Genomic DNA, 22,033 nt, shown 5'->3' on the forward strand with positions numbered 1-22,033 from the left:
TTGCCAGGCAAGCGTCGACTAAGCCATGCAGCGTGCGCGGGCTCTCCCGACGGGAAACGAAAAAGCCCGGTTTCAAACCGGGCTCGAACGAACATGCCTATTGACAATGGCTTTCTCATATTAAAATAGGGCAGAATCGCTTTCACGATCCCGCCCCGCAAACCCGAGGGTTTCTAACTAGAGTCCATTATGCAGCTAAACGCCTCTTTGTCAATCCCATGGATGCTTGACGCGCACATCAGCACCGAGCAAAGCTTGCGCGCAAGTGGGAAGCAGATCCTACCCGAGCCAGGCTTTGAAGACCATCGCAATGAAGTCGTGCGACGAGGCTATCACTGTGTTGCCCGCGTACCAGTCGCCGTGAAGCTCGGACCTGTCGGCAAGAGCGAGTAGCCTCTCGGGAGTCCCTTCTGCTTTCTCCCTAGGAACGAATCGAGAGTAGGCGTAAGCGAGGACGGTCATCTGCAGGATGCGTGGATTGCGCATCTTCGAGCGCCTGAGGCGCTTGGACACGCCGATTTCGCCGAGAGCCGCGGCCAGCGGCGCGGGGTACCTCAGCTGCGGCGCGCTCGATGACGAGCCGAGCCCGTTCACGATGGCGCTCGAATGCGCCGCGGCGTTTCGCAGCGAGTTCGCGCGCCTGAGCATGTAGTGCTCGTCCCTCATCTCGGAATCGCCCCATCGATCGGCGCAGAAGAGGTAGAAGTCGGCGAAGGCGCCGAAAGACGACAGCTCCAGAAAGACCCACGCCGGCATCTCGCCAATCGGGTACCTCGAAACGAGCGATCCGAGGTAGGCGTCGTTTTTCAGGCGGTTGAGCTCTCCCTCCCTGCGGTTGCGGTCGCCGTGGTTGAGGGCTGCAAGGTAGTCGGAGAAGATCGAGTAGCCGTCCTCGTCCGGCTTTTCGGTGATGCGCTCGACCAGCCTGGTCTTCGCGGAGTTCTCCACGTCAAGGGTCAGCGGCAGCAGGAAGCTGCGCAGCTCGCGGTCGATGGCGGCGAGGTCGACGAGGTGCCCGAAGTCGAGCCCGGCGTATTGGCCGTCTCGCGGCCCGCCTACGCGTTTGGGGAACAACACGCGGTAGGCAGCGAGTCTGAAATAGTGATCTTGGCCGGCCAGGATGCGCGCGGCTTCCGCTTCGGAGCACAGCTCGAAGGAGACGCCCTTCCGCCTCAGGTGCTCGATCTGCTGTTCTATTGTGAGAATGGGCTTCCTGCTCGGGATATCGGCCATCGTCGGTCTCCTGTCATTGATTTGCAGACCATATTCTACCAGTATGTTTTCTCGAAACTCTGAAGGCTTGCTTGTCAACTCATGGGCAAGCCCCCCGAGACTACTCACTTTGCCCACCGATACCAAAGACCTGTGACCTGCGGTTTTGCGAACGGCTCGAAAACCACCAGCGCTGACTCACTTGCGGTTGAAGCTGGCGGCTTGCACGCTAAAGGTCGGTTGAGTTTCAAAACGGGCGTTTTCGGCGAAATCGAGCCTCCAAAGGCGGTCCGCCGCGCCCTTTGGGACAAAAACAAAAACTCAATGCCCTTGAGTTTGAAAAAAGTTTTTGGAGTTGTCCCCGCTTTTGTCCCCGAAGCCGACGAAACGCGACATGGCGTTACCTGGCGGCACTCGTCTCGAGACGGCACCGAAAACTGGGTGCAACTGGAATGACGGGACGACAAAAACAGAGCCATCGAGTGGGAATAATTAAGCCCCTTGCTTTCGGGTTGATTCGCTCGCGTCCCCTGGGGCGGGCGATGTTCTCAACCGCGGCATGCGCCTCCTCTTGGCATCCCGGCGTCTCCAGCCAGTGTTGGACTGCTGCTGTCGTCTGTGCGTTGCTTTGCGTTTCATGCATAATGCCAACCGCCCCGCGACATCACGTTCGCAGCGCGCAGGGGCCGGAGAATCTTCGCGATGAGAGTTGACGTCTAATACCTTGCATCGTATAGTGTGTATAGCATAGTATATGACGAGAGGAGGTGTGCGGATGGAGGCACAGATGAAGCGCGGCTTCCTGGAGGCCTGCGTGCTCGCGGCCGTCTCCGGCGAGGAGTCCTACGGCTACCAGATCGTGAAGGACGTACCGGCGAGCATGGGGCTCACGGAGTCGACGCTCTACCCGCTGCTCAAGCGCCTGGAGAAGGCCGGGTGCATCACGGCGCGCTCCGCCGAGCACAACGGGCGGCTGCGCCGGTACTACCGCATCACGGACGACGGGCGAGCGCGCATCGAGGAGTTCCTGGCCGAGTGGCCGTCCGTACGGGAAATTTACGCATACGTTGAGGGGGCGCACCATGACGCGCGATGAGTTTCTGGGCCGGTTGGGCGAGCTGCTCGCCTGCCTGCCGGCCGAGCAGGTGGAGGAGACCAAGGCGTTCTATGCGGAGGCCATCGCCGACCGCATGGAGGACGGTATGAGCGAGGAGGAGGCCGTGGCCGCCATGGGCACGCCCGGCGAGGTGGCGGAGGCCACGCTCGACGACCTGCCCGCCGTGCCGCGCGCGATCGCGAGGACGCGCCGGCGCAGCACCGCGCTGCTGTGGGTGCTGGCCATCGTGGGCTCCCCGGTGTGGGTGCCGCTGCTCGCCGCCTTCGCCGCCGTGGCCGTCACGGTCTATATCTGCATCTGGGTGCTGGCGCTCTGCGTGTGGATCGTCGCGGCGGCACTCGGGGGCGTGGGCGTAGTTGAGCTCCTGCTTGCCGTAAGCGGCGTCACCATCGGCCACTTCCCGTACGCCCTCGCCTCGGCGGGCGTGGGGCTCGGCCTCGTCGGCGTGGCGCTCTTCGTTGGTGCTGGCGCTTGGGCCGCCTCAAAACAAATTGCGCGCCTCTCGGCGCTCTGGGCGAGGAAGGCCGCCTCGCCCTTCTGGAAGGGTAAGGGCGAGAAGGGCGGTGCTGCCGCGCATCTCGCGGCGTAGAAAGGAGTGAGTACCATGATCAGCGCGAAGAAGATCTACCTCGCCGTGGCGGGCGGGCTCGTTGCCGCGGGCGTCGTCCTCGCGGGCATTGGCTTTATCGCCTCGGACTTCGACCCGGCCGTGTTCACGACCCAGATAGACATGCGCGACGACACCATCGTCCTCGGCGGCGTCGAGGTGGACGACCCGACGGGCCTCCCCCTCATCGAGCAGCTCGCCGGAATCGGCGAGGTCGACACCTCCGGCATCACCGCGTCCGAGGCCCCTGCTGCCCCGGAGGCGCCCACCGCTCCCTAAGCATAGCGCGCTCGGACGCCCCGTCCGTCGGGCTGTGCAAGCCTGTGGAACCCGAGCCTCAACCCCAACCCAACCGGCCTCGAGCCTGCGTCGATTCGTTCCCCGCCCCGCGCGGGGGCCCATGACGCATACCCAAAATCCATCCGAGGAGAAAGGAACGCGATGACGACAGCCACGCCCCTCCGCCTTCACGGGGTCACGAAGGCGTACCGCGGGAGGACTGTCCTCGGCCCCATCGACCTCGCCCTCGAAGCGGGGCGCGTCTACGGGCTCATCTGCGAGAACGGCGCCGGGAAGTCCACGCTCATCCGTATCGTCACTGGCACCGCCAGCCCCAGCTCGGGCTCGGTCGAGCTGTTCGGCGAGCGCGGCGAGCGCGGGCTTGCCGCCGCCCGGAGGCGCATGGGCTACATGCCCGACGCGAGCTCGGCCTACCCGGAGCTCTCCGCGCGGGAGAATGGATTTGCAACGGTTGCTTAAACATTTTTTACAGGGACAGCCCTGCGTTCCTGAACTCAACTGGGCTCATGTAGCCCAGTGTCGAAGGGGCAGTCGCCCCAGTCCGTGTATCAGACCTGCGTGCTGTGCCGCCGAGGGAGTTCTTCCTCCAGTAGGGCCAGTGCGGGACGTCCATCCTCTTCTCCTCCTTTCGGGGCGTCAGGCGCCGGGCCTAAGGCCGCACCTACGCTCGAGCTCTGCCACGAGGGCGTCGTTGTCGGTCACCGAGACGATGGCGTCGCCGTCGTAGGGCGCCTCGATGTAGACGCGGTCGAGCGAGTTGGCCGTCCCCGCCCAGAGCGTCCTGGTGCGCCGGACGTCCCGTACGTGGGCGTAGGGTATCACCGAACGCGTCCCAGCGTACACGACGACGAGGCGGTCGCCGTAGAGCTCGAGGCGGTTGCTGCGGACGGGAAGGGCAGCCAGGGCCACGAGGGCCGGGACGGGCAGCAGCGCGAGCCAGCCCCATAGGAGCGCGGGACTCGAGCTCAGGAAACACGCGATACACGCCGCTGATAAACCGCCCACCACAATCACCATGGCCGCCATGAACCACGGGTCTGTCCTGCCGGGGAACACCCGCTCCGGCCGCTCACCCTTCTCACCCATTACGGCCTCCCTCCCGACGCCCCCCCCTGGCAGCGCGTGGGGCCGGAGAGTGCCTTGAACCCGTCGCCGACCATCTCGCCCCCCGTTCCGTGGGCCTTCTGTAGTGGTGTGTACCCCCGACTGTTCGAGGGATGTCGTACGATTAAACGTTTTCGAACTTCTTTAAGACGGGTACGGCAGGATCGAGCAGATTGTTCGCGCGAGAGGCTCCCCGCCGCTGCGCCCGGTCTCGGGTTCGATGCGTCGACATCCGTCTCAGGTGGTGTCTCCGCTGCGCGACATTGCAGGAGGCAAAGCCGAGATGCCATGGGGCGCGCCGAAGCTTTGCCCGGGGGCGAAGATTCTAGGGGTCTGACGTGGCCCGGAGGGGAGACGGACATGTAAGCGCTTATGACCGAGGAGCTGGCCGAGGGCCCGCTGCCGCTGTACGCGACCGAGGGAGGGGCTCTCGCCCTCGACCGCGCAAGCCCGGAAGGCGAGGACTACCTTGACCTCTGGTGCTCGCTTACCATCAACCTTTCGGGTGGCCCCTTCGCTTCCACGTGGCGCATTCACGCTTGTGCCCGGCATCATGGACACGGGCGTCGCCAAGTTGGCCGACGGGGCGCAAGCCCCTGTTGACTCAACGTTCGACGAGATAAACCGCATGTTCTCAAAACTCGGCTTTATCGATTACAATTCACGCCTCGCGCAAGGGCCGTTCTACTCCCCAAACCTAATCTGCCTGTCGCACGCCTCGAGGCGACGGGGCGGCGCCTTCTCGCGTGAGTCAATTCCCGTTTTACTGGTGCGGATCCCAACATGCCCTTATGCATGTTGCTCCGCCGCTTTCGAAACTTCAAAACCATTCGATTTTCAAAACTGAGTGGGAATAAGTTATCGGTACGCTTTTTTATAAAATGTAAAAAATCACCCCCATAACCGATAAAATGGACGCTGAGGAAAGGGGTGCATCTTGCGTATATACCGACGTGAAAAGTATCTGAAGCGAATGCGTGGTTTCTACCACGATGACGGGATGATCAAGGTGATCACCGGTGTTCGCAGGTGCGGCAAATCCTGTCTCATGCAATCGATTGCGGACGAGCTCGTGGAATCCGGTGTGGCGGAGGATCACATTATCTATATCGACCTCGACTCACGGGAGAACAGGAAGGTCAAGACGACCGATGAGCTCGAAAACCTTATTGACATGTCGACCCCCGCAGACACTGAGGGGACAAAGTACCTTTTCATCGATGAGATTCAGAACGTAGAGGAATTCGAGCTGCTCATCAACGGCTACCGGACAGATGGCGGTTGGTCCATCTTCATTACCGGTTCGAATTCATATCTGCTTTCTGGGCAGCTTGTTACAAAGCTGACGGGTCGCTATATCGAGTTCGAGGTGTTCCCACTCGATTTTGCGGAATATATCGATATGAAGCGTTTTCTCGGCAAGCCCGTCAATGACCTTCTCGTGGGAGAGTTTACCGAGTACCTGACCCTTGGAGGCTTTCCCAAAGCGCTGGAGTATGAGGGCGAGGATGAAAAGCGCACCTATATCAAAAGTGTTATTCATGAGATCTTTGAAAAGGACGTCAAACATTCGAACAAGATCAAGAATGTCTCGGTTTTCGATGCCGTCCAGACGTATCTCATCAACAACTTTGGTGCGCCGACGAACCTGAAGAACCTCCTTGCGTACTTCAATGATGTCGAGAAGATTCCCATCAAGCGCGAAACGCTCAATCGGTATATCCAGATTCTTGTTGACGCGAAGATCCTTTATCGCTGCTCGAGGTTCGATCTCAAGTCTCGGCGATCGCTTATCCGCGAAGAGAAGTACTACCTGGCTGATCCCGGCTTCTATTTCGCCATGAACACGGATGCGAGGATTAACTACGGACCGGCGTTGGAGAACGTGCTCTACCTCTATCTTGCATCGCGCGGGTACGAGCTTTCTGTGGGCCGTATTGGGAAGCTCGAGTGTGACTTCATCGCTCGTAGGCGCAATGCTTACGCCTACATCCAGGTCTCTATGTCGATTGCCGACAGAGGCGTCGAGGAGCGCGAGTACAGGCCGTTCGGCCACATCAGGGATGGGTATCCGCGCTACTTGTTCACGCTTGATCCTCTATTGCAGGAGAGGGATGGCGTCAGGCACCTTAACATGGCGTCGTTTATGCAAGATGGCGGTGATCTTATTTGAGCGGCGGCCAGATCCCTTTGGCGGCGTTATCGAACGTGCGCGTTCTCGTAGGCGTCATTAATCTCTTCCGACAAATCGTCGGGAATCAGCGCCTTCACCCTATTCTCACTGCCATCCTGAATCGCCTGTTCGTAGTATCAGCATTTGAACCTCAGCATATCCAGCGCACGGTTCATGTCCGCGCCGCCGAGAGCAGTGCGCCCAAATCGGCCTGGATCGCCTCTGCCTTGCTTCCAAGCTGCAGCGGCGCCGAGTCGCCCGATATGTTTACGCTCAGCAGGTGCGCATCCGGCAGCTTTGCGGTCATGCTCCAGAACGGGAGCGTGATGATGCCGGGGGTCATCTCGCCCACGCCGAGCTCCAGCAACAGCACGCGGCTACTACCGCGCTCGCGCACGAAGTGCTCATATCGTTCGAGGCCCTCGCGCCATGCCGTGCCCTGCAAAAACGTGTCGTCGCGCACCCACGGCACAAGCTGCCAACCGCAGTGCGGGCATCGGGGGACATCCTCGCTGCGGATCTCGAACCCCGCCATGCCTGCGAGCATGCGCTCGACGTAGGGGCCCGCGTCGAAGAGCTCGTCGCAGCATGGCTGCTTGCATTGAAGGTGCGCGAAGCTTCCCTGATAGTTACAGGTCCTCTCGGCGGGAAACATCTTCTCGACCTGGGTGTCCACATTGGTGCTCAGGATGAAGTAATCCTTATGGCCGATGAGGGCCCGCAAGTCGAGATAGGGCTGTGAGGCGGGCTCGCGCAGCATGAAATCGATGTATCGCGCATAGTATGCCCATTGCTGTTCGAGGCTGGGGTAGAGGTGGTAGAAGCCGTCGAAAAGGCTCTTGAAGCCAAAGGCTTGCTGCCAGTCCGCCATTCCGGCACGCGTCATGCCCGCGTGGTTGTAATGGTTGAACCCGGCGGCGCTCGACATGCCCGAGCCGATGCCGACGATGATGGCGTCGGCATCGTCGATAAGGCTTCGAAGCCTCATTGCTTCTCTTTCTAGAGGCGGCATCGGGCAATCTCCTCAAAAGCCGGGGCCATATCGCCGTCAACGAGAATTGTCTCGCACGATGCATCGGGCGCCAAGGCCTGACTGTAGTTGAACACAATGTAGGTGGCGTGTTCGCAGACGTTCGCGACCTGAGCGAGCATGCGCTTTATGACGCCGTTGCGCAGTCCCACACCAAGTTCGAGGATGGCAACCTTGTGGTTGCGATGGGCTTGCACAAGGTGTGCGAGCTCTTCGAGCTGTGCCATGGCGAGGGCATCTGGATGGGCGAGACGCCGCTCGTCAATCGACGTGCGTATGCTCCCCTCCGTTTCGAGCACGCTGTTCTCGTTGAACCCTGCACGTGCGAAGTGTCCGTCGATATTGCACGTGATCACGAAGGTGTCAGCGTGCTCCGTAAGATGCCGCAGCCTGTTCATGAGTGGGCTGGGCTCATACTCGACATACTCCTTTTGATGGAACCGCTCGGCCCATCGGCGTCGTACGTTTGCATCTAGAGAGGCGAGCCCCTGCAGTATGCAGCCGATGCCGTCGGCCTGGGCGAGGTCCCCGTACGCCTCTCGGAAATGGGCGTCGGCGCAGAAGAGATTGAGCCCCTCCGCTATGTCGAGCCCGTTGCTGGCGCCGATGATGACAAGATCCGCCTCGGCAAGTGCCTGGCCGATACGAACCGCTTTTACCGTTTCCATGCGCTACCTACCCAGCGTCTTGCGCACGTCGGCGAGCACGTCGGCGATATCGGCACGAACGGCGAGCCCCCGGTCCTCGATCGCGCGGGGGAGAAACTGCGTCTTGTTGTTTACGGCGATGTAGCTGGCCTGCGGCAACTGCGCCGTGAGGGCCCAGAACGGCTCCTGGATAAACGCAGGCGTCATGCGGCCCACGCCCAGCTCGAGGAAGAGGATCCTCTGCCGCGCGTGCGCGTCGAGCCAGTCGGACACCTTGCGGTACTGCTCCTCGTAGAGCTCGCCCTGCAGGAAGTTGCCGTAGCCGCGAACCCAAGGGAACGCCTCTGCCCCGCAGTGCGGGCAGCGTGGCACGAGCTCTGTCGGAACCTCTAGGCCGTCTCCCATGGCCTCTACCATACGAGAGACCGGCTCGATGGCGTCCCATACCTCGTCCGTACAGCAACGGGAGCACTGGAAGAAGCGGTGGTCGCCTTGGATTTCTGCCACCTTCTCCCAAGGGTAGATTTTCATGAACTGCGTGTCCTGGTTGGTGGTGAGAACGAAGAAGTCTTTCTCGGTAAGAATGGCGTCGAGATTTTTTGTAGGGCTCGCGCAGCGGGGCGTTGAGCGTGGTGTCGAGGAAGGTGGCAAGGTAGCCCCAGCGCGACTCGGCGGTGGGCCAGCGGTAGGACGACCCTTCAAAAGCGCCCCTGAAACCGTAGCGCTCGGCGAATTTGCCGAAATGCCTGCGATGGGTCGCGTTGTCCTCGTAGTAGAAGTCGCCGCCGCCCGCCGCGGAGAGCCCGGAGGCCCCGCCTACAAGCACGCAATCGGCTTCATCGATCATGCGGGCAAACGTTTCGATTTGCTGGTCGTAGGGCTCGGGCTCGCGGGCACTCAGCTCATAGGGCGTGCCGCCGGTGCGGTAGGCGGTCTGATGGGAAAACGATTGGTTGGTGAGTTCGATAACGAGCCGCTCGTATAGAGTCACTTGATACTCTCTTTCAACTACAATGAACAGGTGTCTATAAAAAGTATCAATGTTGATTTGCGTCAGAGCAATGAACAGCTTCGAGCTGCTGTCGATAAACGAGCGGCTTCTGGATATTGTTGAGCGCTGCAATTGGAGGGGCCATGGAATCGGGGAAGATCGATCGTCGCCGACGCTATACGCTCTCGGTCATACGGGAGGCGTTCTTTGCGCTGCTGGCCGAGGTCGGCTTCGCGAAGATGACGGTGGCGGATATCTGCCGCCGCGCCGATATCAACCGCGGCACGTTCTATTTGCACTACGAGGACAAGTTCGCGCTGCTCGACGAACTTATCGACGAGGCCCTGGCGGCGGCGCCGCCGCTCGAGGGAACGGAGGCGGGCGCCCTCTGCCAGCGCCCGCCGGCAAACGATGACTATTATCTGCTTTACTCGGATGACGACGCATACGCCCGGGTGGCTCAGCGCGTCGTCGACCGCGGCGCTGAGCAGATGGTCCCCTCGATCATGGAGGAGACCGGGCTTTCGCGCGAGGACGCCTATCTGCTCTTCGTCCACAACGTCCAGGGAAATCTCGCGGTCAACCGCCTGCTCGGTTGGAGGCGAGGGTCCGAGTTCGCTCACGCCCAGGAGCTGCTCAGCGCCTATTCCGAAGGGGGCATGCGGGCGGTATCGGCCCCTTGCACACCGATCGCGAATTAGAGCATGATAGCGTCGTCGGCCGTGAAGGCATCAAGGGATCCCTGCTTGACCTGGATGCAGACGTATGTGATGCCCGAGTCGGATGCGGCGCGGAACTGACGGTGTGCGGCGGGGGAAATGCGCAGCCAGTCGCCGGCTGCAAGCTCGATTTCCTCACCGTCGATCGTGACCGAGCCAGCGCCTTCGATCACGCCATAGATTTCCTCGTTTTCCTTGTGTGCATGGACGAACGGAACGCCAGCGCCGGCGGGAAGATTGTTGACACTCACCTCTGCCCCGGTAAGCCCGAGCACTTCGTGCAGCTCGACACGGCTCTCATTACCGATGTGGGTCTTTGCATAATTAGCCATAATGGTTCCTCTCTTGGGGTTGATTTACCTTGCAGGCATCTCCTGCGTGAGATATATTCAACGCGAAGGCGCATGCAAATACGAGTACGCACATATTTGTAACTGCGTACTTTTTTGTGAAACCGGTATGGTCAAGGAGGTTGAGTCTCCCGTGATGGCGAAAGAGGAGCTTCCGGAGTGTCCGGTCGCAACGGCGGTAGCGCTCATTGGCGGCAAGTGGAAGCTGCTCATTATCCGTAACTTGCGCGTACGCCCCTGGCGTTTCAACGAGTTGCGCCGCGACCTTGAGGGAATCTCTCAGAAGGTGCTTACCGACAGCCTGCGGCAGATGGAGGATGATGGGCTGGTCTTTCGCCACGACTATGGCGAGAATCCTCCCCGCGTTGAGTATGGCCTTACCGAGCTCGGCCGCCAGATGATGCCCGTCGTGGACTCGCTGGCAGACTTCGGCGCTTATTACAAGACGGTCGTTTCGTAGCGGACACGCTGCTTAGGGGGCGGAGAACCGCTATGAGGGTGCTAACGAAAACCTGTCCCGAATCATCGTGCGCCTGCGGCATGAAGAAGGGAGATTCTTATGAATATCGTTGTATTGAGCGGCAGCCCGCGTAAGGGCGCCAATACCGACACTATGGTCGAGGCGTTTGCCGAGACCGCGCGCGAGGGCGGCCATACGGTCGAGGTCGTCCGCGTTGCCGGCAAAAAGATCGCTGGTTGTCTGGGATGTCAGTACTGCTTTACCCATGAGGGCACTTGCGTGCAGAAGGATGACATGGCCGACGTGATCGAGTCGCTGAAAGGCGCCGACATGGTCGTCTTCGCCTCGCCTATCTACTGGTTTGATATCACCGCGCAGGAGAAGGCCGCCATCGACCGCCTGTACGCCTTCGGTGCCACGGGATTCCCGTTTACCAAGACGGCCCTTTTGCTCGATAGCCACAGCGAGGGCGTCTACGATGCGGCAATCGCTATGTACAAGTCGACCTGCGCGTACTGCAAGTGGGAGGACCAGGGCATTGTCACCATCAGCGGTATGACCGAGCGCGACAGCATGGCATCGTCGCCCAAGTTGGAAGAGGTGCGAGAGCTCGCTCGCAAGCTCGCCTAAGGACAAGGAGAGCGCATGGCACTCAGCGTTGGCGGAAAGCCTGCTTCCCTTACCAAGAGGATTGCTGATTGCCATGCGTTGATGCTCCCGCGGACAATTCCGGCGTGCTAAAACGCCTTCTCGTTCAAGAATTCCCTGAACGCGGGGATGTCGAAGCCGACGAGGCCACGTCCACGTTCCCCGATAACGCCGTCTTCGAGGAGGCGGCGTTTATATTGACTTGCATAGTTGCTGGCGACGCCCATACGCTTGGCAATTTCTGAGACCCTGCTGGGGCCAGAATCGGGCAGCATTGCCAACAAAAATTCGATGTCTTTATCGGAAAGCTCTCGATAGGTCGTTTCGAGAATACGATCGCGCAGCTCCATGCGTGCGAGCAGGGAACCCTGCTGAACATCGGACGTACTGATTTGGGGCGAGTTCTTCGAAACATCCCAAGTGCGATATCCGACGAGCTGCATCATGTAGGGGAATCCGTCGACCGCCTTCACAGCATCCTCGAGCGCCTCTGGCGTAATCGACCGTTCTCCGGCCTCAACGGTTTTGCGGAAGGCATTTGCAATTTCAACGTCAGTGATTCGTCCTAACTGATGATATTGAGAGCGCCTGAGGAACGAGACGGAATCGTTGCGTAGCAGTGCCGATACTTTGTAAGGCAGTCCTGCCATGAGTAGGGCGACTTTTTTACCTTCGCGCACAAAGTGCTGGTAAACAGAGGCAAATTGGAGCATTTCATCAAGATCTACTGTGACTTCATCGATGGTGATGAGAAGTCCGATGTCATGTTTTTCGAGTTGCTTAAAGATGCCATTCATGCGTGTGCGCCAGTTGCCCTGGGCCTCTTGAGCATATGTCCAATCGATGCCCACTGGGCCAATTTGAACACCGTTTATGCGCGCGTGAGGCTGTGAGAGGTAGCTATCTGCGGCTTCTTTGGTTCGCTCGATAATATCTTCGAGCATGCCTGGCATGGCGGAGACATTTGCTGCGATCCAGTCGTGTCCAAGCGCCGTTTCTGAAAGGAGCGAGAGAAGCGCCGTCTTGCCCGTTCCCCTTGCGCCCGTAAAAATAGTCGACAGGTTGGGATCTCCCGGGCCATTGATAAAGCCACGGTTGATGTCACGCAGAATATGCTCGCGGCCCGCTAGAAAGGGAGGGACGCTTCCAAATGTTGGGGTAAAGGGGTTCTTGCTGTACTCCATGGTAGCTCCTTTGCAAGTTTTGCTAATTTTTGCAACTTTTGCTAACTTTTGCAAGTTTTGCTAACGGCTGACCAAAGGACATCGAAGCAGTGACGCTGACATTTTTTACGCAGAAAAATAAGCAGAAATCAATTTATCTGCGTTAAAAAAAGTTGAGAAGAAAAACGACGAGTCCCGGGCGCAATGCCGTTGCGTTCCGGGCCTCGCCGCTTTGAGAAGTATCTAACGGTCTCGTTGCCGTGGCGCCTAGTCAAACAAACTCGGCATGTCGTTTTCCTTCATGAGGGCACCGGCAGAAGGCAGGCTCTGCGCGGTGAACTTTTCGGCCGAGACGCCGGCGCCAAGGATCTCTTCGGTTGTGCCGACGGTGGTGACCGAGCGGCCCTTCTTGGCCGTAAAGGCCTGGACGCCCTGCGTGTTGGTGGTCGTCTTGGTCTTGAGCAGCGACGTGTTGAAGTTCATCAGGCGATAGTCGCTCGAGACCAGCGCGATGTCGCGATCTTCCTTGAGCACCTGGGCATACAGCAGTTTGCTGCCGCCGTAGATGGCGTTCTTAAGGCGCTTGCGGTTGGTCTTGGTGACGTATCCGGAAAGCGCGACGCGCACCACGCGGCCGTTCTCAAAGACAAACAGCACGTCGGCCTTGTAGTCCTCGGGGTCGATGACCCAGATGACGCTCTCGTCGGGTTCCATCTCAAGATCGGTGGGCAGGTACGAGCCCAGCTGGGCCGACTTGGTGTCCTCAAACGCCGCAACCTTGCACTTGTACACCTGGCTCTTGTTGGTAAAGACCAGCAACTCGTGGGTGTTGGAGGACGGAAACTCGATAAAGGGCTTGTCACCGTCTTTGTACTTGAGCGAGGTGGCCTTCTTGAGCACTCGGTCGGTCATCTTCTTAAGGTAGCCATCGCGCGAGAGCATGATGGTGACCGGGTACTCCTCGACCTCGGGCTCCAGGCTCACCTCGATGACCTCATGGGGCTCGATCCTGCCCGTGCGGCGCGGCATCACGTACTTCTTGTTGACTGCGGCCAGCTCGTCGCTGATGACCTTCTTGATGTTCTCCTCGCTGGAGAGGATCTCCTCAAGCTCGGCAATCTCACCCTCGAGCTTGGCGATGTCCTTGGTGCGGTTGAGGATGTACTCCTCGTTGATGTTGCGGAGCTTAAGCTCGGCAACAAACTCGGCCTGGGTCTCGTCGATGTCGAAACCCTTCATAAGGTTGGGCACGACCTCGGCTTCGAGCTTGGTGCCACGGATGATGGCAATCGCCTTGTCGATGTCGAGCAAGATCGCCTCAAGGCCGTGCAGCAGGTGCAGACGCTCGGACTTTTTGCCCAGGTCAAAGTTGATGCGGCGACGCGTTGACTCAATACGCCACTTGACCCATTCGTGCAGAATCTGGCGCACGCCCATAACGCGGGGATAGCCGTCGACGAGCACGTTGAAGTTGCACGAGAACGAATCCTGCAGCGTGGTCGAGCGATAGAGTTTGGCCATGAGCTTGTCGGGGTCGACACCGCGCTTAAGGTCGATGGCGATGCGCAGACCCGAAAGGTCTGTCTCGTCGCGGATGTCGGCGATCTCCTTGACCTTGCCCTCCTTGGAGAGCTTGACGATGCGCTCGATGATGACATCGGTCTTGGTGGTGTAGGGAATCTCGTACACCTCGATGATGCGCTCTTCGGGGATCCAGCGCCAGCGGGAGCGAATCTGGAAGCTGCCAAGGCCGGTCTCGACGATCTTCTCCATCTCCTCGCGGCGGTAGATAATTTCGCCGCCGGTCGAGAAGTCGGGCATGGGCATGTACTCGAGCAGGTCGCAGTCGGGGTCCTGCAGGTAGTGCATTGTGGCAGTGCAGACCTCGTTGAGGTTGAAGCCGCAGATGTCGGACGCCATGGCGACGCCGATGCCTTTGTTGGCCGAGACGAGGATGTTGGGGAACGTGGTGGGCAGCAGGCGCGGCTCCTTCATGGCGCCGTCGTAGCTGTCGACGAAGTCGACCGGGTCCTTGTCGATGTCCTTGAAGATCTCGGCGCTGATGGGGGAGAGCTTGGCCTCGGTATAACGCGAGGCGGCGTAGCTCAGGTCGCCCGAATAGTACTTGCCAAAGTTGCCCTTCGACTCTACGAAGGGGGCGAGCAGCGCCTCGTTGCCGGTGGCCAGACGCACCATCGTCTCGTAGATCGCGGCATCGCCGTGCGGGTTGAGCTTCATGGTCTGACCCACGATGTTGGCGCTCTTTTGGCGCTCGCCCTTGAGCAGACCCATCTTGTACATGGTGTAGAGCAGCTTGCGATGCGAGGGCTTAAAGCCGTCGATCTCGGGGAATGCACGCGAGACGTTGACGCTCATAGCGTAGGGCATGTAGTTGACCTCGAGCGTCTGCGTGATCGGCTGATCGGTGACCTCGGAGTGCAGGCCGATGACGTTTTCGGCGTTGACCTGCTTTTTCTTGGGCTGGTTCTTCGTCTTCTTCTTTGCCACGATTTCCTCTTGAACTTCTTATGGGCCGTCGTTATCGATTTGCTGCTATTGCAGGTCCAGCTGGTCCAGGTATTCCTTGCCGTGCTCCGAGATATGGCGCTTGCGGCCCGCCTCGTCGTTGCCCAGCAACAGGTTGAACATGGTTTCCATCTTGGTGACGTCCTCGGGCTCCACCTTGATCAGACGACGCGTCTCGGGGTTCATGGTGGTGAGCCACATCATGTCCGGGTCGTTCTCACCAAGACCCTTGGAGCGGTTGATGGAACACTTCTGGTCGCCGATCTCTTTGAGGATGCCGTTCTTCTCGAGCTCGGTGTAGGCAAAGTAGGTCTTCTCTTTGCAGTTGATCTCGTAGAGCGGCGACTCGGCGATATAGACGTAGCCCTCGTCGATAAGCGTGGGTACCAGGCGATAGAGCATGGTGAGCACGAGCGTGCGGATGTGATAACCGTCGACGTCGGCGTCCGTACAGATGATGACCTTGTTCCAGTTGAGGTTGTCCAGGTCAAAGGCGCCAAGGTTCTTGATGCGCTTGTCCTTGATCTCCACACCGCAGCCCAGCACGCGCATGAGGTCCATGATGATGTCGGACTTAAAGATGCGCGGGTAGTCCTCCTTTAGGCAGTTGAGGATCTTACCGCGGACGGGCATAACGCCCTGGAACTCGGCATCGCGCGAGGTGCGAATGGCGCCTGCTGCCGAGTCGCCCTCTACGATGTAGATCTCGCGACGGCTCTTGTCCTTGGAGCGGCAGTCGATGAATTTCTGCACGCGGTTGGCCATGTCGGTCTTCTGCTGCAGGTTGGTCTTGATGCTCTGGCGCGTCTTCTCGGCATTCTCGCGCGAGCGCTTGTTGATGAGCACCTGCTCCATGATCTTATTGGCGGCGTCCTTGTTCTCGATCAAGTAAGTCGAGAGGCGCTCCTTAAAGAAGGCCGTCATAGCCTGCTGGATAAAGCGGTTGTTGATGGCCTTCTTAGTCTGGTTCTCGTAGGACGTCTGGGTTGAGAAGCAGTTGGTCACCAGCACCAGACAGTCCTGGACGTCCTGCCATTTGATGCCGCTCTCGTTTTTGTTGTACTTGCCCTGTTGCTTGATGTAGGCATCGATGGCGCTGGTCAGAGCGCTGCGGGCAGCCTTCTCGGGCGAGCCGCCGTTCTCGAGCCACGATGAGTTGTGGTAGTACTCCTGCATCATGAAAGTGCGCGAGAAGCACATGCAAGCAGTGATTTTTACGTTGTAGTCGGGCAGGTCCTCGCGATCGCGACCGCGACGGTCGGCCTCGATAAAGAAGGGCTCGGTAAGGTAGTCGGTACCGACCTTCTCGAGCACGTAGTCCTCGATGCCCTTGGGATAGCAAAAATCCTCTTCGGAAAACTCGCCATCGTCGCCCTCGATGCGCAGGCGGAAGGTCACGTTGGCGTTGACCACGGCCTGGCGGCGCATGGTCTCGCGATACCACTCGTGGGGAATGCTAATCGAGGTAAAGACCTCAAGATCGGGGCGCCACTTGATAGTGGTGCCGGTGCGGTTCTCGTCGCTGGGCTCAATCTCGAGTGCCTTCTTCTTGGCGCCGACGACCTTGCCCTTTTTAAAGTGCAGAGAGTACTTGTTGCCGTCGCGCCAAACCGTGACGTCCATGTACTCGGAGGCGTACTGAGTCGCGCAGGAGCCCAGGCCGTTGGTGCCGAGCGAGAAGTCGTAGTCGCCGCCTTGGTTGTTGTTATATTTGCCGCCGGCGTAGAGCTCGCAAAAGACGAGCTCCCAGTTAAAGCGCTTCTCGGAAGGGTTCCAGTCGAGCGGGCAGCCACGGCCATTGTCCTCTACCTGGATAGAGCCATCGCGAAAGGCGGTAAGGGTGATGAGCTTGCCGTAACCCTGGCGCGCCTCGTCAACGGCGTTGGACAGGATCTCGAAGGCGGCATGCGCGCAACCGTCGAGTCCGTCCGAGCCAAAGATAACGGCGGGGCGCAGGCGTACGCGTTCCTCGTCCTTGAGCTGGCGGATACTGTCGTTACCATAGTTTGCGGTGTTTTTTGCCATACTCGCTCTCTCGGTGCTCCTTTGCTGCGTTTAAGTCATATAGATAGTCAAGGTAGCATAGCCGAGCCCGCAGACGATTCCACCCAACACGAAATCCATCGAACAATCGTTCGGATTAAAGGGGATAGTGTTTAGTGGTAGCGCGGCATTGTTAAACAAATTTGGATACAGATGAATTTTATTTAATAGGGACCTAGTTTTACTAAACAAAATCGAATGATGCTGATTGTGCGAGCGGGCACATCGATCGACTATCAATCACGTTTACTCGGAAAAAACCGAGTCGGTTTTGTCCGAGTAAGATTGAAGGCGATCGAATGCGTTCTGCTGCGTTTGCGGTTGGATGCGTTTATCAAAAACGTGCCATGCGGATTGTTGGCGAAAAAGCGCCGTGCCAAGCTCGAGGCAGAACTCAACTCCTCTGACGACATCTAATGCGTAATGGGCTGGCTCTGGGTATCCAGAACCAGCCCATTTTGATGGTCGATGAGCCGAGTCGGCGTCTCTCGCAAAGGTAACTGAGAGCTAGTGAGGCTTATCAGAATTGACCTCATCGGCGGCGTCGTTTTCGAGCGCCGTGCGGCGGGCGCTGTAGGCGACAAGGCCGGCACCAGCTGCGGCGAGTGCTGCTGCGGCTGCCGTAAGGGGAGCGTTGACATCGCCCGTGCCCGCAAGCGCGCCCGATTTTCCGGAGCGCTTGTTAGTGCCGTGGTCCTTGCCACTGCTGGAGCTGCTTCCGCCGGAGCCGCCGCCCTTGTCAGTACCGCCGCCACTCGAGTCGCCACCGCCGTCCGCCGTCATCGGTGCATCGTGAAGCCCCGTCGTATCCGCGCTGTCGCATACGCCGACCTGAACTTCTGAGCGTTCGCATGCCGCGTCGGGCACATGAAGCTCGTGCAGTACGGCGCCCAGCGCCGAGTTTGCGCCCGGTCGAATTTCCTCGAGCGTTACGGGATCGAGCGCCACCAGATTACGCGCTTTCGCATATAGCGTTACACGTTTGCCCACCTCGTCGCTCCAGCTCTCCGGGATAGCAAAGCTCATGCGGAACTGTGCCGTGCAACCCGGTGCCAGCACGGCGTTGCCGTTGTCGGCTACCAGCGGGTGCGTTGCAAAACATGTGCCCAGCGTCTCGAGCGCGTACTTCACGTGTGCCATGTCGTTGGCCGAAGCGCTCTCGGCAAGCTCTGGATCGTAGATCGATGCCATGCGTGCGTTCGCTCCGAACCCGATGGATGCGCTGGAGAACGGCTGGCTGGAGCTCTCTCGGTACAGATCGATCGTGCCGGCGGTCAGCAAGGTGTTGCCGTCGTTTCGCACCGTGACCATGAAGGATTCGCCTGCTGCTCCGGGCACCACAGCGCCCGAGGTGGCGACCGCGCCCGTCGGAGTGGCACACGCCACCAAGGGCACTTCGATGCCGTGCAGCTCTGCCTCGCTCTTCTCCGCGCTCGCAATGTGCGTGGCGAGTGCGGAGAGCATGCCTCCCGACGTCAAAAATGTCGTTATCTGATCGACGGGATGGTCCAGCTCGCACATCACGAACGGCTCCGTGAACAGATCGCCTGCCAAGGTGCTGGCGAAGATGCGGAAGTGCTTGCCCATCACTGCTACCGGGTTGCCTTCTTCGTCGTAGGTTTGCCCCACCTTGCCATCGGTGTTCTCTACATAGACCACGCACCTGCCGTTGTTGCTTACGCTAAACGATGCCGGGCCACAGCCTGCGGCACCCACGGGCTGCGTTGCAAATGCCGATGCGCCTCGCGTCCAAGTAATATGCTGCAGTTGCTCGTTGACGGTTGCCAAAAAGCCCGAATGTTGTGGCCACGGCACCGCGTGGGGTACTGTGGCATCTGGTGGCATAACGCCCCAACCCGCGATGGACTGGCCGATCACGGCATACGATGCGCAGCCACTACCGTTTGCAGTTTCGTATGCAACGGACACCACCATTTTGCCGTTGATATTCTCGGGTACGCCCAGCTCGATGCTCGATGGCGCTTGCGGAAAGCGGAGGACCTGACGGAACGTGAGGCTGTCGCCCGAAACGTCCGACCACAGGGTGAAGCACTCCAGCGCAACCTCTGCCTCATTGCCCAGCGCCTTTTCTGCGGTGGTTCCGCGGCGGTGGAGGTAAGCGCCCGACAGGCGCCCGTCGACCAGCGTCTTGCCCACCGTGATGCGTGGACACTGCAGACAATGGTGGCCATCCTCCTGAAGGCGGCCGCGCGAGATGCTGCGCCACGACGTATGAGACATCACGCGAACTTCGTCGTTGCTTATGCGCAGGCGCACAACGGACAGTATGCCGGCTGTGCTTGCCGTATCGAAAAGGGTGTTGTCGCCGTCGGGGCGCTCGCCCGAGACCAGCAGCACGTAAGCGTCCTGGTTTTCTCTTCCGTCCGTATATTCCACTACGTCGAAGTCGTAATCGAATATGCCGTCGCGCTCCACGTCGCCCTCGCCAAAGCCAAGGGGGAAGTCCACGGGCATGGGGGCAGACCACGTGCCGTTTGCCTTTGTGTGCACCACTAGGCGCGAGCGGCCATTGTCGCCGTAGCGCACCGAGGCGATACGGAACAGGCATTCTACGCCGGCGATCATTGCCAGCTTCATGTGAGCTTCGCTGAGCACGCCAGTAAACAGCACGTTGTCGCTCGAGGGCTTGATGCCGCCACGCTCGTCCTCCGATACACCAGCAGAATTGGCGTTGGGGTCCGCAACGGCGTCCTTCGCCTGCCCGATATGGGTGTACGCATACATCGGCGCGGCGTTTTCGTCGTTCTCTATCAGTGCATGGACGAAATGCTCGATCTGTCCCGTGTCGTCGCTTTCTGCATCCGCCTCGAGCTCAATGCGCGTGACCGCTTGATCCCAATCGCGCACGACAGGCGCGACGTTTACGGCGGTGGCCTTAACCTCGGCGCGTGCGAGTAGCTCGGCGTTGGTGACGATGGTGGCCGATGCGATAAATTGCGGCACGCCGCCCGCCTCGATGTTGCCGGGCGTGCCTAAGCGGGCATCCAGCGTGTAAGGCGTATCCCCACCCAATGCAAGCTCAGAGCGTTGGAGCACATACTGGTTGCCATTGTTCACCGACATATTCCACGAATCGAGGAGTGTGGGCCACGACCCCGACCAAGCCTTGGTGGTCCACTTGAACATTACGAACTGGAGTATCACATCGACATCGACGTCCGCACCCACGCGCAGTCGCGGAAGCTGGTGTCCATCTGCCTTCTCGTACCCAATGAACAGCGTGAGGGATGCGGCGCCGCGCACGGCAGACGAAGCGACGCCTGCAACGCCGGCGCCAAAGGTGACGGCAAGCCCGATTTGGATGGTGAATGAGCCTGAGGTGTTTGAATAGTCGAGCGAAATGTTTTTAAAAAACGCCGCGCCGCTACCGTGCGTGTGGGCGCCCACGGCGAGTGCCAGTTTTGCCAGCACCCAGGGGTTGACGTTTAGGAAAAATGGCACCGGTCCTAGGGTAAACTGCTCTGTCCAATTGAGATCGGTTCTTACCTGAAAGAGGGCCTTGATATTGCCGTATGCGGGGTCGTTGTTGTTGCCCCAGGTTTTGCCCACCCAATCGTAGGCGAGCGAGCCATACAGCTGTGTGGCGATATCCATCGTGAACAGCAGCGTGCAATGGTGGCGAAGGAGCTTGGTGTTTCTTGGATCGGTACCCGAACCGGCACTCATACTCTTATATTGATTCCACTTCCCCTCCATCTCGTCGAGGTAACGGTTTGCCTGCTTGGCACCCGACTCGCGCGGTGACTTCTTCCAGTACTCTGGATCAGGGTTACCCGAATCGTTCATGTAGCCGACCGGCTTGTATCCTCCGCCAAACAGTACGTACCCGGCAAACGAGAAATCGAACAGAATGGGGAACGAGGGCATCCAGCAGGTGAACTTGTTGCCGCCGATGCCGGGAAACGCCGCCGGAAAATCAAACGGAGTAATCTCTTGGTCCATGGTAGTGGGGACGATAGTGGTCGATCCGGATTCCGCCTTTGCGGCCGGCGCGGTGACAACGGCCATGGGGGATGAGAGCGTGTAGGTTTTGCCCTGATAGTCGAGGCCAAAGCGCAGCTTGCATCCTTCTTCCAGAAGGCTCGATGCCGCGTCGAGGAACTTGTCTTCGAGCGTGAACGTCGCCAGATTATCCGCGCCCGATGCACTGGCCTTGACTTGGCCAATCTGCGTGACGGTTTCGGATGAGCTGCCCGCAGCGGGCATCACTTTATTGATATGCAACGTTGCCTGCCCGCCCTGCGGCAGATGGGCCTGCACGGTAAAAGCGTGCGTGTCGGGCTGATCGTTTGCTGCTTCGTCCGCTGGCATTGCCATAAACGTGGCGTCGGCGTACTGGATGTCCCATTCGTCGAATGTGAGCTGGCGAAAGTACGGCTCGCCATCGGAGAGCGGACGTGTGGGTGCGGTAATGGCGGTGCCGCCTTGGACACGCGCGAGGGGAATCTCGACATCGCGGTAGCCCGCCATGCTAATGGAGATGCCGCCGTTAAAGTCATACGCGTCGAGAAGCGTCGCCTCGTCCACGTAGCCTTCTGAAAGCGGCGCGACCTCAAAGATGGCCGTGCCTTCGTCATCGGTAGCGGCGGTGAGCTGCTTGCCTGCGGCATAGCGCGATGTGAGTGTGACCTGGGCACCCGTGATGGGCGTATTCTTGTTGGCGACGTCGACCACGACCACACCAAACATGGTGCGCGAGAGAACGAGCACCCTGAAAGGGTCTTTTTCGTCGGCATAGGCTTCGGTGGGCGCGAACGGCAATATGAAGGCGTTTGCGCTTCCCGGCACGCGCGGCAACATAATGCTCGCCAGCGAGGACGCTCCGGCAACAAGTAACGAACGGCGATCAAGCATCTTTGGCTCCCATCCCGCAGGTATCGGTGGAAATAATCCAATTTTGCGAGAAGGCATCCTGTCACGGT

The 22,033-nt window shown here is 59.4% G+C and carries 21 protein-coding genes; 11 read left to right on the top strand and 10 right to left on the bottom strand.

All coding sequences use genetic code 11. The annotated features are described in order from the left end of the window. Positions 1-279: 279 nt before the first annotated feature. Entirely contained in the window at positions 280-1,233 is a 954-nt protein-coding gene (locus NBH09_RS02110) for an Abi family protein (RefSeq protein WP_009142117.1), read from the bottom strand. Positions 1,234-1,314: 81 nt separating this feature from the next. Between NBH09_RS02110 and NBH09_RS02115 the strand changes: the two genes are divergently transcribed. The 5 genes from NBH09_RS02115 (at position 1,315) to NBH09_RS02135 (ending at position 3,695) form a co-directional block, all read left to right on the top strand. Further along, positions 1,315-1,668: a hypothetical protein gene (locus NBH09_RS02115; protein WP_250786920.1), complete on the top strand. Its 354-nt coding sequence runs from the start codon at positions 1,315-1,317 to the stop codon at positions 1,666-1,668. 319 nt (positions 1,669-1,987) lie between these two features. Beyond that, complete coding sequence (locus tag NBH09_RS02120; protein ID WP_006234594.1) at positions 1,988-2,308, top strand: PadR family transcriptional regulator; 321 nt, start codon at positions 1,988-1,990, stop codon at positions 2,306-2,308. Beyond that, a complete protein-coding gene (locus NBH09_RS02125; RefSeq protein WP_250786921.1) occupies positions 2,295-2,918 on the top strand; it encodes a DUF1700 domain-containing protein in 624 nt (207 codons plus the stop codon). The genes NBH09_RS02120 and NBH09_RS02125 overlap by 14 nt, the downstream gene beginning before the upstream one ends. A 15-nt stretch (positions 2,919-2,933) precedes the next feature. Continuing rightward, positions 2,934-3,215: a hypothetical protein gene (locus tag NBH09_RS02130; protein WP_250786922.1), complete on the top strand. Its 282-nt coding sequence runs from the start codon at positions 2,934-2,936 to the stop codon at positions 3,213-3,215. Positions 3,216-3,377: 162 nt separating this feature from the next. Continuing rightward, complete coding sequence (locus tag NBH09_RS02135; protein ID WP_250786923.1) at positions 3,378-3,695, top strand: ATP-binding cassette domain-containing protein; 318 nt, start codon at positions 3,378-3,380, stop codon at positions 3,693-3,695. A gap of 177 nt (positions 3,696-3,872) precedes the next feature. On the opposite strand, the gene NBH09_RS02140 is transcribed toward NBH09_RS02135, so the two are convergent. Next, positions 3,873-4,322, bottom strand: a complete 450-nt coding sequence (locus tag NBH09_RS02140) for a PH domain-containing protein (protein ID WP_250786924.1) — start codon at positions 4,320-4,322, stop codon at positions 3,873-3,875. A 390-nt stretch (positions 4,323-4,712) separates the two neighbouring features. On the opposite strand from NBH09_RS02140, the gene NBH09_RS02145 reads away from it, so the two are divergent. After that, positions 4,713-4,943 (top strand): hypothetical protein, encoded by a 231-nt coding sequence (locus NBH09_RS02145; RefSeq protein WP_250786925.1) that lies wholly within the window; start codon positions 4,713-4,715, stop codon positions 4,941-4,943. 397 nt (positions 4,944-5,340) lie between these two features. Then, positions 5,341-6,513, top strand: a complete 1,173-nt coding sequence (locus NBH09_RS02150; protein WP_250786926.1) for an ATP-binding protein — start codon at positions 5,341-5,343, stop codon at positions 6,511-6,513. 172 nt (positions 6,514-6,685) lie between these two features. On the opposite strand, the gene NBH09_RS02155 is transcribed toward NBH09_RS02150, so the two are convergent. The 3 genes from NBH09_RS02155 to NBH09_RS02165 are packed head-to-tail and all read right to left on the bottom strand — an operon-like array spanning position 6,686 to position 8,721. Next, the gene (locus NBH09_RS02155; protein WP_250786927.1) at positions 6,686-7,501 is read right to left on the bottom strand and encodes an SIR2 family NAD-dependent protein deacylase; all 816 of its coding nucleotides are present in this window, start codon (positions 7,499-7,501) and stop codon (positions 6,686-6,688) included. A gap of 11 nt (positions 7,502-7,512) precedes the next feature. Then, complete coding sequence (locus NBH09_RS02160; RefSeq protein ID WP_250786928.1) at positions 7,513-8,211, bottom strand: SIR2 family protein; 699 nt, start codon at positions 8,209-8,211, stop codon at positions 7,513-7,515. Between the two features lie 3 nt (positions 8,212-8,214). Continuing rightward, positions 8,215-8,721 carry an SIR2 family NAD-dependent protein deacylase gene (locus tag NBH09_RS02165; RefSeq protein WP_250786929.1) on the bottom strand — a complete coding sequence of 169 codons (507 nt, stop codon included), beginning with the start codon at positions 8,719-8,721 and terminating at the stop codon, positions 8,215-8,217. Between NBH09_RS02165 and NBH09_RS02170 the strand changes: the two genes are divergently transcribed. Continuing rightward, positions 8,720-9,175 (top strand): hypothetical protein, encoded by a 456-nt coding sequence (locus NBH09_RS02170; protein WP_250786930.1) that lies wholly within the window; start codon positions 8,720-8,722, stop codon positions 9,173-9,175. The two genes, NBH09_RS02165 and NBH09_RS02170, sit on opposite strands and share 2 nt — an antisense overlap. A gap of 149 nt (positions 9,176-9,324) precedes the next feature. Continuing rightward, entirely contained in the window at positions 9,325-9,882 is a 558-nt protein-coding gene (locus NBH09_RS02175) for a TetR/AcrR family transcriptional regulator (RefSeq protein WP_250786931.1), read from the top strand. Here NBH09_RS02175 and NBH09_RS02180 read toward each other — a convergent pair. Further along, a complete protein-coding gene (locus NBH09_RS02180; RefSeq protein ID WP_250786932.1) occupies positions 9,879-10,232 on the bottom strand; it encodes a cupin domain-containing protein in 354 nt (117 codons plus the stop codon). The genes NBH09_RS02175 and NBH09_RS02180 overlap by 4 nt on opposite strands. A 127-nt stretch (positions 10,233-10,359) precedes the next feature. Between NBH09_RS02180 and NBH09_RS02185 the strand changes: the two genes are divergently transcribed. Next, on the top strand, positions 10,360-10,710 hold the full coding sequence (locus NBH09_RS02185; protein ID WP_250786933.1) for a winged helix-turn-helix transcriptional regulator: 351 nt from the start codon (positions 10,360-10,362) through the stop codon (positions 10,708-10,710). Between the two features lie 99 nt (positions 10,711-10,809). After that, a complete protein-coding gene (locus NBH09_RS02190; RefSeq protein WP_250786934.1) occupies positions 10,810-11,340 on the top strand; it encodes a flavodoxin family protein in 531 nt (176 codons plus the stop codon). 107 nt (positions 11,341-11,447) lie between these two features. Here the strand turns inward: NBH09_RS02190 and NBH09_RS02195 are convergent, their stop codons facing one another. The 4 genes from NBH09_RS02195 to NBH09_RS02210 form a co-directional block, all read right to left on the bottom strand. Then, positions 11,448-12,542: a DUF8462 domain-containing protein gene (locus NBH09_RS02195; protein WP_250786935.1), complete on the bottom strand. Its 1,095-nt coding sequence runs from the start codon at positions 12,540-12,542 to the stop codon at positions 11,448-11,450. A 246-nt stretch (positions 12,543-12,788) separates the two neighbouring features. Then, positions 12,789-15,029, bottom strand: coding sequence for a DNA gyrase subunit A (locus NBH09_RS02200; RefSeq protein WP_250786936.1), 2,241 nt, complete (start codon positions 15,027-15,029; stop codon positions 12,789-12,791). 45 nt (positions 15,030-15,074) lie between these two features. Then, a complete protein-coding gene (locus NBH09_RS02205) occupies positions 15,075-17,072 on the bottom strand; it encodes a DNA gyrase/topoisomerase IV subunit B (RefSeq protein ID WP_250786937.1) in 1,998 nt (665 codons plus the stop codon). A 525-nt stretch (positions 17,073-17,597) separates the two neighbouring features. Next, the gene (locus NBH09_RS02210) at positions 17,598-21,965 is read right to left on the bottom strand and encodes a hypothetical protein (protein WP_250786938.1); all 4,368 of its coding nucleotides are present in this window, start codon (positions 21,963-21,965) and stop codon (positions 17,598-17,600) included. Positions 21,966-22,033 lie beyond the last annotated feature (68 nt).

Origin of the sequence: Collinsella sp. BG-O-102 (genome assembly GCF_023656745.1) — a bacterium.
Lineage (GTDB): Bacteria > Actinomycetota > Coriobacteriia > Coriobacteriales > Coriobacteriaceae > Collinsella.